The sequence below is a fragment of the Noviherbaspirillum sp. ST9 genome, assembly GCF_048799745.1.
Classification (GTDB): domain Bacteria; phylum Pseudomonadota; class Gammaproteobacteria; order Burkholderiales; family Burkholderiaceae_D; genus Noviherbaspirillum.
This window is the reverse complement of record NZ_JBLWFR010000007.1, coordinates 192414-204191: the sequence shown is the minus strand read 5'-3', so window position 1 is coordinate 204191 and position 11778 is coordinate 192414. Positions and strand designations below refer to the sequence as shown.

12 protein-coding genes are annotated in these 11778 nt (G+C 61.2%); 8 read left to right on the top strand and 4 right to left on the bottom strand.

Annotated elements, in window-relative coordinates:
• Window positions 1-40: 40 nt before the first annotated feature.
• The 8 genes from ACNOHI_RS17565 to ACNOHI_RS17530 all read left to right on the top strand — a co-directional run bounded on the left by ACNOHI_RS17565 (window position 41) and on the right by ACNOHI_RS17530 (window position 8670).
• Window positions 41-1231 (top strand): phosphoglycerate kinase, encoded by a 1191-nt coding sequence (locus ACNOHI_RS17565; protein WP_420475977.1) that lies wholly within the window; start codon window positions 41-43, stop codon window positions 1229-1231.
• Between the two features lie 55 nt (window positions 1232-1286).
• Complete coding sequence (pyk, locus tag ACNOHI_RS17560; RefSeq protein WP_420475976.1) at window positions 1287-2720, top strand: pyruvate kinase; 1434 nt, start codon at window positions 1287-1289, stop codon at window positions 2718-2720.
• Between the two features lie 23 nt (window positions 2721-2743).
• Window positions 2744-3808: a class II fructose-bisphosphate aldolase gene (gene fba / locus ACNOHI_RS17555; protein ID WP_420475975.1), complete on the top strand. Its 1065-nt coding sequence runs from the start codon at window positions 2744-2746 to the stop codon at window positions 3806-3808.
• A gap of 73 nt (window positions 3809-3881) precedes the next feature.
• The gene (locus tag ACNOHI_RS17550; protein ID WP_420475974.1) at window positions 3882-4778 is read left to right on the top strand and encodes a phosphoribosylaminoimidazolesuccinocarboxamide synthase; all 897 of its coding nucleotides are present in this window, start codon (window positions 3882-3884) and stop codon (window positions 4776-4778) included.
• 1 nt (window position 4779) lies between these two features.
• Window positions 4780-5280, top strand: coding sequence for a 5-(carboxyamino)imidazole ribonucleotide mutase (gene purE, locus ACNOHI_RS17545; protein WP_420475973.1), 501 nt, complete (start codon window positions 4780-4782; stop codon window positions 5278-5280).
• Window positions 5277-6470 carry a 5-(carboxyamino)imidazole ribonucleotide synthase gene (locus ACNOHI_RS17540; protein WP_420475972.1) on the top strand — a complete coding sequence of 398 codons (1194 nt, stop codon included), beginning with the start codon at window positions 5277-5279 and terminating at the stop codon, window positions 6468-6470. The genes purE and ACNOHI_RS17540 overlap by 4 nt, the downstream gene beginning before the upstream one ends.
• Before the next feature lie 7 nt (window positions 6471-6477).
• Window positions 6478-7497: an L-threonylcarbamoyladenylate synthase gene (locus ACNOHI_RS17535; RefSeq protein WP_420475971.1), complete on the top strand. Its 1020-nt coding sequence runs from the start codon at window positions 6478-6480 to the stop codon at window positions 7495-7497.
• 138 nt (window positions 7498-7635) lie between these two features.
• A complete protein-coding gene (locus ACNOHI_RS17530) occupies window positions 7636-8670 on the top strand; it encodes an SGNH/GDSL hydrolase family protein (RefSeq protein ID WP_420475970.1) in 1035 nt (344 codons plus the stop codon).
• Between the two features lie 19 nt (window positions 8671-8689).
• Here ACNOHI_RS17530 and ACNOHI_RS17525 read toward each other — a convergent pair whose 3' ends face one another.
• The 4 genes from ACNOHI_RS17525 to ACNOHI_RS17510 form a co-directional block, all read right to left on the bottom strand.
• Window positions 8690-8962 (bottom strand): SemiSWEET transporter, encoded by a 273-nt coding sequence (locus tag ACNOHI_RS17525; RefSeq protein WP_420475969.1) that lies wholly within the window; start codon window positions 8960-8962, stop codon window positions 8690-8692.
• An 85-nt stretch (window positions 8963-9047) separates the two neighbouring features.
• Window positions 9048-10232: an acyl-CoA dehydrogenase gene (locus ACNOHI_RS17520; RefSeq protein WP_420475968.1), complete on the bottom strand. Its 1185-nt coding sequence runs from the start codon at window positions 10230-10232 to the stop codon at window positions 9048-9050.
• A 22-nt stretch (window positions 10233-10254) separates the two neighbouring features.
• On the bottom strand, window positions 10255-10767 hold the full coding sequence (locus tag ACNOHI_RS17515) for a flavin reductase family protein (RefSeq protein ID WP_420475967.1): 513 nt from the start codon (window positions 10765-10767) through the stop codon (window positions 10255-10257).
• Window positions 10768-10834: 67 nt separating this feature from the next.
• On the bottom strand, window positions 10835-11602 hold the full coding sequence (locus ACNOHI_RS17510) for a helix-turn-helix domain-containing protein (RefSeq protein ID WP_420475966.1): 768 nt from the start codon (window positions 11600-11602) through the stop codon (window positions 10835-10837).
• Window positions 11603-11778 lie beyond the last annotated feature (176 nt).

Sequence of the window (11778 nt, the reverse complement as noted above, 5' to 3'; positions counted from 1 at the left end):
TTTTCCCAATCTTTCCACTTTTTCAATCCCGTCTGCAGCCATGCAATTCAATCGTCTGAGCGACCTCATCGCACGCAACCAACTCCAGGGCAAACGCGTATTCATCCGCGCCGATCTCAACGTTCCGCAGGACGACGCTGGCAACATCACCGAAGACACGCGCATCCGCGCTTCCGTGCCGGCCATCCAGCAGGCGCTGGAAGCGGGCGCCGCCGTCATGGTGACCTCGCACCTCGGCCGTCCGACGGAAGGGGAATTCAAGCCGGAAGACTCGCTGGCACCGATCGCCAAGCGCCTGTCCGAGCTGCTTGGCAAGCCGGTGGAACTGAAGCAGAACTGGGTCGACGGCGTTGAAGTCGCGCCGGGCCAGGTGGTCCTGCTCGAAAACTGCCGCGTGAACAAGGGCGAGAAGAAGAACAGCGACGACCTCGCGCAGAAGATGGCGAAGCTGTGCGACGTTTACGTCAACGATGCATTCGGTACCGCGCATCGCGCTGAGGCGACCACCCACGGCATCGCCAAGTTTGCCCCGGTCGCCTGCGCCGGCCCGCTGCTGGCAGCCGAACTCGATGCACTCGGCAAGGCACTTGGCCAGCCCGCGCGTCCGCTGGCTGCTATCGTTGCCGGCTCCAAGGTTTCCACCAAGCTGACCATCCTGAAGACCCTGGCCGACAAGGTCGACAACCTCATCGTCGGCGGCGGCATCGCCAACACCTTCATGCTCGCTGCCGGCCTCAAGATCGGCAAGTCGCTCGCGGAAGCCGACCTCGTCAGCGAGGCGAAAGCCATCATCGATATGATGGCCAAGCGTGGCGCCTCCGTGCCTATTCCCGTCGATGTCGTCTGCGCCAAGGAGTTTTCCGCGACCGCTGCAGCGACGGTCAAGGATGTGAAGGACGTTGCCGACGACGACATGATCCTCGACATCGGCCCGAAGACGGCGGCCCAGCTGGCACAGCAAATTGCCCAGGCCGGCACGGTTGTATGGAACGGTCCGGTCGGCGTGTTCGAATTCGATCAGTTCGGCGAAGGCACGAAGACGCTGGCGATGGCGATTGCGGACTCCAAGGCGTTCTCGATTGCCGGCGGTGGTGACACCCTCGCGGCGATTGCGAAGTACAACATTGCCGACAAGGTCGGTTATATCTCGACGGGCGGCGGTGCATTCCTGGAATTCCTCGAAGGCAAGACCCTGCCCGCGGTCGACATTCTGTTGCAGCGCGCGAAATAATTCCGGGCGGCGGGATGTGCGCCGCAAACCGTCCGCTGACTGCAAAGGTTTTCATATGATCAGAGCCACAAAAATCGTCGCCACCATCGGCCCCGCATCGAGCGATCCGGACACCCTGACCCGGATGATCAAGGCCGGTGTCAACGTGGTACGGTTGAATTTCTCCCACGGCAAGGCGCAAGACCACATCGACCGCGCGGAACTGGTGCGCAAGGCGGCTGCGGAATGCGGACGTGAAGTCGCGATCATGGCCGATTTGCAGGGCCCGAAAATCCGCATCGGCAAGTTCGAGAACGGCAAGATCTTCCTCGAAAACGGCAGCAAGTTCGTGCTCGACGCGGATTGCGAACTGGGCAACCAGGCGCAGGTCGGCCTCGATTACAAGGAACTGCCGCGCGATATCAAGCCGCAGGATGTCCTGCTCCTTAACGACGGCCTGATCGTGCTGGTCGTGGACAAAGTCATCGGCAGCGCCATTCACACGACCGTCAAGATCGGCGGCGAACTGTCGAACAACAAGGGCATCAACCGCCTTGGCGGCGGCCTGTCGGCACCCGCGCTGACGGCCAAGGACATGGAAGACATCAAGACTGCGATGAGTTTCCAGGCGGATTACGTCGCCGTCTCCTTCCCCAAGAGCGCGACCGACATGATCATGGCGCGCCAGCTGGCGAACATCGCCGGCGAAGCGACCCGCCACAAGCCGCAGATGATCGCCAAGATCGAACGCGCGGAAGCCATTCCTGCCCTGCAGGAAATCCTCGACGCTTCAGACGGCATCATGGTGGCGCGCGGCGACCTCGCGGTTGAGGTGGGCAATGCGGCCGTGCCGGCCTTGCAGAAGCGCATGATCAAGATGGCGCGCGCCTCCAACAAGCTGGCCATCACGGCGACCCAGATGATGGAGTCGATGATCGTCAACGCCGTACCGACGCGCGCCGAAGTGAGCGACGTCGCGAACGCGGTGCTGGATGGCACCGACGCGGTGATGACTTCCGCCGAAACCGCTTCCGGCAAATATCCGGTCGAAACGGTCGAGACGATGGCGGCCATCTGCCTCGAGGCTGAAAAGTCCGACGTCATCAAGCTCGATGCCGACTTCCTGAATGCTACGTTCACCCGTATCGACCAGTCGATCGCCTATGGCGCACTGTTCACCGCCTACCACCTGCGCGTGAAGGCCATTGCAGCGCTGACCGAATCGGGCTCCACCGCGCTCTGGATGAGCCGCCACAACATCGATATCCCGATTTTTGCACTGACGCCCGTCCTCGGGACGCAGCGCAAGGCAGCGCTGTACAGGAACGTCACGACCTTTGAGCTCGGGCACTCCCATGACCGCGAAGCGGTGCTCAAGGCCGCGCAGGATTTGCTCCTTGCCAAAGGAGTGGTGCAGAAAGGTGACATGATTGTCGTCACCTGGGGCGAACCGATGGGCCAGGTTGGCGGCACGAACGCCCTGAAGATCATGAAGATCGGCGAATACTAATTTTATTGTTTTGGAGAATTACCATGCCTCTCGTATCCATGCGTCAACTGCTCGACCACGCTGCTGAAAACGGTTACGGTCTGCCGGCGTTCAACGTCAACAACCTGGAACAAGTCACTGCGATCATGCAGGCCGCCGACGAAGTCAATTCGCCGGTGATCATGCAAGCCTCCGCAGGCGCGCGCAAATACGCCGGCGAAGCCTTCCTGCGCCACCTGATCGAAGCCGCCGTCGAAGCCTATCCGCACATCCCGGTCGTCATGCACCAGGACCACGGCCAGTCGCCGGCGGTCTGCATGGCCGCGATCAAGTCTGGCTTCACCTCCGTGATGATGGACGGCTCGCTGATGGAAGACGGCAAGTCCGTCGCCAGCTACGAATACAACGTCGAAGTGTCGCGCAAGGTGGTCGAGTTCTCGCACTCCATCGGCGTCACCGTTGAAGCCGAACTGGGCGTGCTCGGTTCGCTCGAAACCATGAAGGGCGACAAGGAAGACGGCCACGGCGCGGAAGGCACCATGACCCGCGAGCAGCTGCTGACCGACGTCAACCAGGCTGCGGACTTCGTCAAGCAGACCCAGTGCGACGCACTCGCCATCGCGATCGGCACCTCGCACGGCGCGTACAAGTTCTCGCGCAAGCCGACGGGCGACATCCTCGCGATCCAGCGCATCAAGGAAATCCACGCACGCATCCCCAACACCCACCTCGTGATGCATGGCTCCTCCTCGGTGCCGCAAGAACTGCTGGCCGAGATCCGTGAATTCGGCGGCGACATGAAGGAAACCTACGGCGTGCCGGTCGAGGAAATCCAGGAAGGCATCAAGCACGGCGTGCGCAAGATCAACATCGACACCGACATCCGCCTGGCGATGACCGCTGCGATTCGTCGCTTCTTCGTTGAGAACCCGGGCAAGTTCGACCCGCGCGAGTACCTGAAGCCGGCGCGCGAAGCTGCCAAGCTGATCTGCAAGGCGCGCTTCCTGGCGTTTGGCTGCGAAGGCCAGGCGGGCAAGATCAAGCCGCTTACGCTCGAGAAGATTGCAGAAAAGTACAAGAAGGGCGAGCTCGCTCAGATCGTGCAGTAAAATTCAGCTTCGGAAATAAAACCGACCGGCGGCGTGTCATACACCCGCCGGTTTAGCTTTTTTGGAAACCCCCATGAACAGCCTCTACCAGTCCACCATCAAGTCCCTTCCGCTGCTCGGCCGCGGCAAAGTGCGCGACAACTACGCCGTCAGCGACGACAAGATCCTCATCGTGACCACCGACCGCCTGTCCGCGTTCGACGTCGTGATGAACGAACCGATCCCCGGCAAGGGCAGGGTGCTGAACCAGATGTCCGATTTCTGGTTCTCGAAGCTGGGCGACATCGTTCCGAATCACCTGACCGGCGTTGCGCCGGAATCGGTGGTTGCTGCGGACGAGGTGGATCAGGTACGTGGTCGCGCGGTGGTTGCCAAGCGCCTGAAGCCGATCCTGGTCGAGGCCGTCGTGCGCGGCTACATCATCGGTTCGGGCTGGAAGGATTACCAGGCGAACGGATCCATCTGCGGCATCGAACTGCCGAAGGGCCTGCGCCAGGCAGACAAACTCGCCGCCCCGATCTTTACGCCGGCGGCGAAGGCCGACCTGGGCGAGCATGACGAGAACATCAGCTTTGCCGAGATGGAAAACCGCATTGGCAAGGAACTGGCAGCCAAGATGCGCGACGTCAGCATCAAGCTGTACCAGACCGCTGCCGACTATGCGGCGACGCGCGGCATCATCATTGCCGACACCAAGTTCGAATTCGGCCTCGACGAGAATGGCACGATGCATCTGATGGACGAAGTGCTGACAGCGGACTCTTCCCGCTTCTGGCCGGCGGATTCGTATGCACCGGACATGTCGCCGCCGTCCTTCGACAAGCAGTTCGTGCGCGATTACCTCGAGACGCTGAAGGACTGGAAGAAGACCCCGCCGGCACCGGCCCTGCCTGCGGATGTGATCGAAAAGACCGGCGCGAAATACCGCGAAGCGCTGGAGCGCCTGACCGGTGAAAAGCTGAAGGACTGACATGAGCGCACAAACCGAGAAGCCGGTCGTCGGCGTCATCATGGGTTCTTCGTCCGACTGGGACGTGATGCAGAATGCCGTCGCCATGCTGAAGGAATTCGGCATTCCCCACGAGGCGAAAGTGGTATCGGCGCACCGCATGCCGGATCAGATGTTCGAGTACGCCGAGACGGCGCGGGAGCGCGGCCTTCGCGCGATCATCGCCGGCGCCGGCGGTGCGGCACACCTGCCCGGCATGGTCGCTGCAAAGACCATCGTGCCCGTGCTGGGCGTGCCCGTACCGTCCAAGTATCTGCGCGGCGAGGACTCGCTGCTGTCGATCGTGCAGATGCCCAAGGGCATCCCGGTCTCGACCTTCGCTATCGGCGAGGCGGGCGCGGCCAATGCCGCGCTGACCGCGATCGCCATCCTCGCAACCACCGATGACAATCTGGCCGCCAAGCTTCAGGAGTTCCGCGCGAAGCAGACGCAGGCAGCCTTTGCAATGACGCTTCCAGCATGAGTGACAAGTTCCAAGCCTTCGTACCCTCCGCCACGCCTGCCACTTGGCTCGGCGTGATGGGCGGCGGCCAGCTCGGCCGCATGTTCGTGCACGCCGCGCAGATGATGGGCTTCAAGGTCGCGGTACTCGAACCCGCGCATGACTGCCCGGCGGGCCATGCGTCCGACCATCTGATCTGCGCGAAATACGACGACGAGGCGGCACTGGCGGAACTCGCCCTGCAATGTGCAGCCGTGACCACCGAATTCGAGAATGTGCCGGCGAAAAGCCTGGCATTCCTCGCCGACCGTACCTTTGTCGCCCCTGGTGCGGCATGCGTGTCGGTGGCACAGGACCGTCTTGAGGAAAAGCGCTTCTTTACCGACTGTGCGCCGAGTTCCGGCGTGCTGCCTGCGCCCTACAAGGCCATCCTCAAGAACGACGACATCGATACCATTCCTGAGACGCTTTTCCCCGGCATCCTGAAGACGGTGCGTATGGGGTACGACGGCAAGGGCCAAGTGCGCGTCAAGTCGAAGGACGATGTGCGAAGTGCATTTTCCGGCATGGGCGGCGTGCCCTGTGTGCTGGAGAAAATGCTTCCCCTGGCCTATGAGGTTTCCGTGCTGACCGCGCGCGGCGCGGACGGTGATTCGGTCGTCTATCCGATCGCGGAGAACGTACACCGCGACGGCATCCTTTTCACCACAACGGTCCCGGGGCCGAACGTCTCCGCGGAAACCTCGGCAAAGGCGCAAGCCGCCGCGCTGTCGATCATTGCGCAGCTTGGCTATGTCGGCGTGCTGTGCATCGAGTTCTTCGTGCTGCAGGACGGCTCGCTCGTCGTCAACGAGATGGCGCCGCGTCCGCACAACAGCGGTCACTACACCATCGACGCCTGCGTCACCAGCCAGTTTGCCCAACAGGCCCGTGCCATGGCGCGCCTGCCGCTCGGTGACGTGCGCCAGCATTCCCCGGCCGTCATGCTCAACATTCTCGGTGACGTCTGGTTCGAAGGTGACAGCGACACGCCACGCGAGCCGGCATGGGACAAGATCCTCGCGCTGCCCGGCGCAAACCTGCACCTGTACGGCAAGGACGACCCGCGCCGCGGACGCAAGATGGGGCACGTGACCTTCGTCGATCCGACGCTGGAATTGGCACAGCAGAACCTGCGTGCGGCCTGCGACATCCTCGGCATTCCCTACTGAGCAGGACATGCAATCATTGGACATGCCGGCAATTCAGGCGGCGGCACGCAAACTGGAAGAGGGCGCACTTGTCGCCCTTCCGACGGAAACCGTCTATGGTCTTGGTGCCGATGCCGAAAACCCTGAAGCCGTGGCAAAGATCTATGCGGCGAAAGGGCGTCCAGCCAATCATCCGGTCATCGTCCATCTTGCGCCTGGTGCCGACATCGGCTATTGGGCGATCGCTATTCCTGCCGAGGCCCGCAAGCTGATCGATACCTTCTGGCCGGGCCCCTTGACCCTGATTCTCAAGCGCGCGCCGCATATTCCCGATGCAGTGTCGGGAGGACAGGATTCGGTGGGGCTGCGCTGTCCCTCGCATCCTGTTGCGCAAGCACTGCTGCGCGAGTTCAAGTCGGGCAAGGGCGGCGTTGCGGCACCTTCCGCCAACAAGTTTGGCCATGTCAGTCCCACGACCGCACAGCATGTGCGCGACGAGTTCGGGACCGATGAGGACAGCCCGCTTGCCTGCATTCTCGAAGGCGGGCAGAGCGAGGTCGGTATCGAGTCCACCATCCTCGACCTGAGCCGCATGGCCTCGCATGGCCCGGTCCTGCTTCGTCCCGGTCATATCAGTGCAGCGCAGATCGAACATGTAATCGGAATGCATCCGCGTATGCCAGATGCCGCCGCACCTCGCGCATCGGGCACGCTGGAAGCGCATTACGCGCCGAGCACTCCCGTCGCCCTGGTGCCGCCGGAAGAACTGGCCGATACCATGAAACGGTTGTCCAATGCCGGGCGCCGGTTTGCCGTGATCCTGCGCACACAACCTGCAGCGGCTGCAATTGCGCAGATAGCGATGCCCCAATCCCCGGACGGCTACGCACATGATTTGTACGCGGCCCTGCGTGCGATGGATGCTGCCGCAGCCGATGTCATTCTCGTCGAATCCCTGCCGGCCGAAGACGAATGGCAGGGCGTCAATGACCGCCTGCGTCGCGCGGCGCACGATTCCCAAGGCATTCTTTCTCGCCTCCTGAGTTAGAGTCATCTCTCTAAAGTTGCACTGCGGATTCAAATCTGGTCATCTAGGCAAGGTCACGCATCGGTGACATACTAGCTGCGGAAAGGCACGCTCGTTCGCTTTTCTTTCCCCAATACAATATCCATAACAGGAGACCAGATGCGTCACTTCCACTTTTCAGCGGCGCTATTGTCGGCCGCGATCCTGGCAGGCTGCGGCGGCGGCGACAACACCCCTCAGTTCAGCAGCGTTGTTTCATTTGGCGACAGCTTGAGCGACATCGGCACCTATTCGGTCGGCACGGTCAAGGCACTCGGCGGCGGCAAATACACGATCAATGATGCCTCAAGCAAGAACTGGATTGAGTTGATGGCCACGAAGCTGAACGTTCCTGCCCCTTGCCCGGCGCAAACCGGCCTTGAGGGCGATCCCGCGCAGGGCTTCGCCGTTCCGGTGACGAACTTCACCAACTGCACGGCCTACGCACAAGGGGGCGCGCGGGTGACCAACCCCATCGGACCGGGCAACAAGGCGCTGGGCGGCGCCAATGCAGTTCTCGGCCAGCTTACCGTTCCGGTTGCGACGCAGATCCAGAATCACCTCGCGACACGCGGTTCGTTCACGGGCACCGAGATCGTGTTCGTCATGGCGGGCGGGAATGACGTCTTCATTAACCTCGCCACGGTGGGAGCAGGTGGAAGCCCGACGGCCGCGGTGACGGCGATGGGTACCGCCGGCGCCGAACTCGGCGGCTATGTGAAGAATCTGGTGCTGGGCAAGGGCGCGAAGTACGTAGTGGTCGTCAACCTGCCGGACGTCAGCCTGACGCCGTTCGCGCGTGGTCAAAGCGCCGAAACGCAGGGACTGATCAATACGATGGTAACGACCTTCAACGCACAGTTGGCGCAGGGGCTGTCAGGGACGGACGTCGTGCTGGTGGATGCTTACACCACCGGCCGCGACCAGTTCGCCAATCCGGCGAAGTACGGCATTACCAATGTGACGACGCCGGCTTGCGACTTGACGGCCGCGAAGAACCCGCTCGGTTCCTCGCTCGTTTGCACGAAGAACAACCTGATCGCCGGCGCGACGGACACTTTCCAGTATGCGGACACCGTGCACCCGACGCCCTTCGGGTACAAGCTGCTGTCCGACCTCGTCTCCCAGGAAATGGGCAAGCGCGGCTGGCTGTAAGAGGGAAAGGCTGGCGCTGTTATCCGAAGCGCAGTTTCATCACGAGGATAAACAGCGCCAGTGCCAGCGTGAACACGTTGGCGATGATGACTGGCCATGCGCAGATCAGCACGCCGTACAGCAACCACATCGCCACGCCCGACGTAAAGATGCTGTACATACCGAGGGAGACGCCCTCGGCGCGTTTCGACTTCCAGGTCATCCACGCCTGCGGGATAAAGGCGATCGTGGTCAACGTCGCGGCGAGCGCGCCAACCAGGTTGTCGAACTGGTCAAGGGATGCGAATACCATTTGCGTTTTGTAATTTGTCTGAAGTGAATGCAAAAACCCCGTCCGTTGCTGACAGCGGACGGGGTTTTTTTGCCGTTCCCGAATTTTACTGGAACGCCTGTATGCCTGTCTGCGCGCGGCCGAGAATCAGCGCATGGATATCGTGCGTGCCTTCGTAGGTGTTGACCACTTCCAGGTTCACCATGTGGCGGATGATGCCGAACTCGTCTGAAATGCCGTTCCCGCCCAGCATGTCGCGCGCCACGCGGGCAACGTCGAGCGCCTTGCCGCAGGAATTGCGCTTCATGATGGAGGTGATTTCCGGCGAGGCAGTGCCGTCATCTTTCATGCGGCCGAGACGCAGGCAGCCTTGCAGGCCAAGCGTAATTTCGGTCTGCATGTCGGCGAGCTTTTTCTGGATCAGCTGGTTTGCCGCGAGCGGCTTGCCGAACTGTTTGCGGTCGAGCACGTATTGCCGTGCGCGGTGCCAGCAGTCTTCTGCCGCACCGAGCGCGCCCCAGGCAATGCCGTAACGCGCGGAATTCAAACACGTGAACGGCCCCTTCAGGCCGCGCACTTCCGGGAAGGCATTCTCTTCCGGACAGAACACTTCATCCATCACGATTTCGCCGGTGATTGATGCGCGCAGGCCGAACTTGCCGTGGATGGCAGGTGCCGACAAACCCTTCATGCCCTTGTCGAGAATGAAGCCGCGGATATCCCCGGCGTCGTCCTTCGCCCACACGACGAACACATCGGCGATGGGGGAGTTCGAGATCCACATCTTGGCGCCGGAAATGCTGTAACCGCCGGGGACTTTCTTCGCCCTTGTCACCATCGAGCCAGGATCGGAACCATGGTTCGGTTCGGTCAGGCCAAAGCAGCCAATCCATTCCCCTTTCGCCAGTTTCGGCAGGTATTTCTGCTTCTGCGCTTCGGTACCGAATTCAAAGATCGGCACCATGACCAGCGACGACTGCACGCTCATCATCGAACGGTAGCCGGAATCGACGCGTTCCACTTCGCGTGCAATCAGGCCGTAGCTGACGTAGTTCAGGCCGGGCCCGCCGTACTGTTCCGGAATGGTCGGACCGAGCAGGCCGAGTTCGCCCATCTCACGAAAAATCGCCGGATCGGTCTTCTCATGGCGGAAGGCTTCCAGCACGCGCGGTTGCAGCTTGTCCTGGCAGTAGGCCTGCGCCGCGTCGCGCACCATGCGCTCGTCGTCGGTGAGCTGCTGGCTGAGGAGTAGCGGATCGTCCCACTGGAACTGCGCTTTCGATTTCGTCATGTTGAGTCCCTTTTCTCGTTATTTATTTGGTTGGCGTCGTCGCCGAGAATTGCCCGTTGTGGAAAACAAGTGCCGGTTGCGGCGTGACATCGCATCGCTCGACTTCACCGACAAAGATGACATGGTCGCCTTCGGGGTAGCGGCTGCGATTGTGGCATTCAAACCAGGCGGCCACGCCCTTCAGGATCGGCAGGCCGGTATAGGACAGTTCGAATTCCACGCCCTCGAACCGGTTATCGATGCGCTTGGCGAATCGCTCCGCCAGCGCCGTCTGGTTCCCGGACAGGATGTTGATCACATAGTGCGTATTGCCGGTGAAAACGGGCAGGCTGGTCGCCGTCTGCGCAAGGCTCCATAGCACGAGTGGCGGGTCGAGCGAAACGGAGTTGAACGAACTGGCAGTTAGGCCGAGGAAAGTGCCGTCAGGCAGGCGCGTGGTGATGATCGTCACGCCGGTGGCGAACTGTGACAGGGCAATGCGGAAATGGCGGGAGTCGAACTCGGGCGGTCCCGCGCTGGAAGACTGAAGTGACATCTGAAATCCTGTTATTTCATCCATTATGCCGAAAAACCCGGCTTGACGAGAAACAAGCGCGTCCGCCTTATTTGCGTCGCACGACTCGCGACGCCGCGGGTTTCTCGCGCAGCATGGCCTGGAAAGTCCTCGGCATCCATGGGCGTGCCGCGAGCAGCATGCTGATCGCATATTTGTCTTCGAACGGCAGGCGCGCGTCTTCCTGGTGCTGCAACGCAAATTCACGCGCCACCTGCTTCAAGCGCTCGAGGAGGACGGCGATGGATTTCTTCGACAGCATGACATTCACGAGACGCAGCAGTTCATGGTCGCCATCGAACTGCGAATCGAGATAGTCGCTGTATGCCTGTTCGCGGAAGTGCGCCTGGATCGGTCCGTCGGGAATCCAGCGGAAGGTACGCGAGACCAGCAGCTTGACGCGGTTGTTGGGCTGGAGCGCAATGATCCCAATCTTGTCGAGGCGGACGAGGCATTTCACGACTTCCGCTTCTGTCATGCGGTACACCTGCACGATCTGCGCGAGCGACAGCTGGTTCAGGACAGAGACGGCGACGATGAACAGCTTCGGATCGCCAATGATTTCCTTCTCCTGCACATACGTGAGTTCCGAAATCAGGCGCGATTCGTCATGGCCGGCCAGCGCGATGTCGCGGAAGTCGATTTGCGCCGCCTGCAGAATTTCATCCAGTCGCTGCAAGGTGAAGTTCTTCTGCGAGAACATCCGCTTGACGCTTGCCTCCGACATGTCGATGCGGTTTGCCAGGTCGGCATAGGTAATGCCGCGTGCCTTTAATTCGCGTTTGAGGGAGTCGACGAGTGAGCTTGCTTGCAGCATGGTTTTCATGAATGGCAACAGGTGGCGAAAATGATACACCAGCCGCAGCAGCGTCTTGCTCAGGCGCCACGCAGGTTCGCTGCACAGCGGCAAGGAAAATATTGACCGCACTCAACCATGCAACATAGGCATCTCCGCATCTTTGCGCTAAAGTCAATACATCAACACATGGAGTG